The 2931-nt window shown below is 67.3% G+C and carries 1 protein-coding gene and 1 pseudogene; both read right to left on the bottom strand.

Features of this window, described 5'->3' with window-relative positions; genetic code table 11:
• Nucleotides 1-874, bottom strand: a pseudogene (locus RUW20_RS03780) (hypothetical protein); the annotation flags it as partial.
• A gap of 114 nt (nucleotides 875-988) precedes the next feature.
• Nucleotides 989-2931 (bottom strand): adenylate/guanylate cyclase domain-containing protein (locus tag RUW20_RS03775; RefSeq protein ID WP_313950865.1); only part of this gene is annotated, 1943 nt, incomplete at its 5' end.

Here is a 2931-nt window from a genome sequence, read left to right as displayed (position 1 = left end):
TCGGCGCGAATTGCAGTGGGAGTTGGTAGATCAAGCCGAGGCCGGTGCTGGTATACGAGGGCTCGCCGCCAATCGAGAGCCGGGTCTGACCGGTCCGGACACCGATCTGGCCGTCCAGGAGAGGGTGAAAAAAGACGGCGTTGGCACTGACGATGGACTGGTTGGTGTCTGAGGCAGCAGGGCTGTTACGGGTGCTTATTTCGCCGCTGAAAAGGACCAGCCCGCTACCGACGCTTCGGGCGGCGGAGCCGAGCAGCGCCGTCCGCACTGCGCCGCCGGCCACCCGGTCGCTGTCGGCGAGTTGCACCGGGACGCTGCCCCCCGGCAGGGTCAGGGTCAGAAACTGAATACCGGGTGCGCTGTTCAGATTCGACTCGGCGCCGCCGAGAATTTCCATTGACCAGTCCACCAGCCAGTTGTTTCCCTCCCAGGCGCCGAGTTGATCGGCCAGCCATTCTTGCAGCGGGAGCGGGATGTCGGGGCGCCGGGCGACCTCGCCGACCAGACTGATGGCCGAATCCCGTTCACCCATTTCGCCCAGCGCCTGAGCGTAGTCCAGTTGGGTGCCGGCAAGGTCGGGGTTGAGAAGGAGGGCTTTTTCCAGGGCCAGAGCCGCTTGCTGAGGCCGTTTCAAGCTCAGCAGCAGCACCCCCTGGTAGGCGAAGTAGTCGGCCCGGTCCTGGCAACTCTCACCGAGAACGGACAGCCGATCCGCCTCGGCCCGGACTTGGGCCGGATCGGTCGGCGGCTGGACGGGAAACGACGTGGGGCAACGGGCGGCGGCGGTGGACAGCTCCGCTGCCACTGGCGCGGTGACCCAGCCCAGCAGGGCGATTCCGCACAGGGCGCCGCAGCAAGGGAACAAGCGGGACAAGGATGGCGGGCCAGTGGCGTGGATGCGGGGTCTCACAACAAATGACGTCAGGCAGAAACGTTGCCCGTGCAACGCATAAACGGTGTTTGCCCGGGAAAGCCGGGTGTTACCGGATCAGCCCGAGGCCCGCTGGTCGGCTTCTCCTTCGCAGACGAGGCGCAAATGGCCAGAGGGATATCTTACACGGATCGCATACACTGTGCGCGGCGTCGTCAGTCCGGCCAGCAGGAAATCGCCGAGGCGATGGATGCGGGCAGGCTCGGCAACGGCAGCCACCGTCGCACCGATGAGGATCGGTTGGGCCAGTTCTCCGGTAAGTGCTTGCAGTCGCGTCGCAACCGTCACGGCTTCGCCCAACACGGCATGGGTGCGCCTGACCGCCGGCCCGAACGAGCCGATCAGGACAGTGCCGGTTTCAATGCCGATACCGAGGTCGAGCGGCGGAACATGGCGTGAGGCAATTCGCGGCAGCTGTGGCACGCAGGCCTGCCATAGCGACTGCGCGGCATCGATCGCGCGGGCGCCGTGGTTGGGGCAGGGTGCCGAGCCGTTCCAGACCGCCAGCACACTATCTCCCACCATCTGCTCGACCACCCCGCCGTGCTCTTCGACGATGCGGCTGGCAGTGGTGAAGAACAGGTGCAGCACCATGGCGGTTTCCTCCGGCGGACGACCGCTGCAGTAGGCGGAGAAATTGCGCAGGTCAGCGTGCAGCACCGTCGCGTCGCGTCGGGTGGCGCACACCTGGGTGCTTGGCTCCTGGGTCGCCACTTGGCGCGCCACCGGTTCGGGCAGGTAGCTGGAGAGGTGGCGGTAGAGCCGCTCGCGTTCGAAGCGGACGCGAGCGAATTCGCCGGCGGTGAGCAGGGTGGCGGCGAGCACGGTGAAGGTGCTCGGCGTGATCCAGCCCAGCCACAGGTGCTGCTCGAGGAGCAACAGGGTGCTCAAGCCGAAAAGGGACGCGACGTTTGTCGCGGCAACCGCGGGCAGGGCAATCGCCAGGCTGCGCGGCGCCAGGTGCAAGACCGCCAGCAATAGCAGTGCGCTCAAGCCGCCGGTCAGCCAGAACCACAGGCTGGCACCAAGCGGCCTATACGGCGTGCGCTCGTCAAGCATGGCGGAGAGCACCTGGGCATGCACTTCGACACCGCTGGCGGCGCCGGCCTGCGGCGTGGCGACCACGTCTCGGGCGCCAAAGGCTGTCGCGCCGACCAGCACCCAGGCGCCGCGGAGGACGTCGGCAGGCGCCCGTCCCTGCAGTACGTCTACGGCGGAGACGGCCAGCAGGCCGCCGCGCGGCATCTGGTAGGAAATCCGCAGATGGCCGGCGTCGTCCAGAGGCAGGCGCAGGCCGCCAAGCTCAAGCCACCAGGGCGGATCAAGGAGCCCTGCGCCAGGGCGCAGCTGCGGTGCGGCATCCGTCGCCGCGATGACGCCGGCAATAGCCAGGGTGGCGTAGGTCTTGTCGTCGTAGCAGATCAGTGCCGGCAACTGGCGGATGGCGCCGTCCGCTGCCACCAGTGGCGTGATGTGGCCGGCGAAAGGTGAAGCGAGAAGCCCGGGGTCGCTGGCCATATAGCCGTAAGCTGGCGCGCTTGGCCGGGGGCAGCTTGCGAAAGGCAGTGCGCCGGCCAACTTGCCGCTGTGCAGCGCCGGCTCGGGCGACAAGGAGAACAGCTGCGCCATGACCGTCGGCACGGGGCTCGCCAGCGCGCGTGACAGGCGAGCATCGTCCTGACTGGGACCTTCGAAGACGATGTCGAGCATTTTCAGGGCGACGCCGGTCTGATCGAGTTTTTCCAGCAACTCCGCCTGCCGAGCACGAGGCCACGGCCAGGGGCCGATCGCCTGGATGCTTCTTTCATCGATATCAATGACGACGACGCGGCGCTCAACCGCGTGCTGGTCGGCCATCCGCCAGGAGAGGCTGGCCGAAAGCTCGTCCCAGTGGGATAGTTGTGGCCCGGCCAGGCCAGACGCCAGTAGTGTCAGTGCCGTGGCGGCGAACAGGGCGGCGAGTCGCACCAGGGCCGGTCTCTGCAACAGGCCGGCGGTAA

The organism is Accumulibacter sp. (genome assembly GCF_032229525.1).
Classification (GTDB): Bacteria; Pseudomonadota; Gammaproteobacteria; order Burkholderiales; family Rhodocyclaceae; genus Accumulibacter.
The sequence above is the reverse complement of the archived record's forward strand: the minus strand, read 5'-3'. Positions and strand labels throughout refer to the sequence as shown.